Genomic DNA, 305 nt, shown 5'->3' on the forward strand with positions numbered 1-305 from the left:
GTCTTCGAGCGGCGCGAACGCCGCCTCGGCCGCGTTAAGTTGCAGCTGCTCGAGATCGCCGAGCCGCAGGTCGAAGGCGTCGGCGTCGGCGACAAGCTGTAGCGCTTCGGATGCGCTGGTCGCGCTCATGAGCCGGTTGTCAGTGTTCCCCGTGGTCGAGAAGCCGAGCTGGTAGAGCAGATCGAACGGGTGCTGCGTGATGGGCTCGACGGTGCGGTGCTCGAACAGCGGACTGTCGAGCTCGAGACCGGTCTGCAGGTTCGACGACGGCGCGAGCTCGAGGGCGATGCCGCGCTCGCGCACCC

The 305-nt window shown here is 67.9% G+C and carries 1 pseudogene; it reads right to left on the reverse strand.

The window, feature by feature from the left end:
• Window positions 1–305, reverse strand: a pseudogene (locus QM019_RS12735) (adenosine deaminase); the annotation flags it as partial.

The organism is Gulosibacter sediminis, from assembly GCF_030011715.1.
Lineage (GTDB): Bacteria > Actinomycetota > Actinomycetes > Actinomycetales > Microbacteriaceae > Gulosibacter > Gulosibacter sediminis.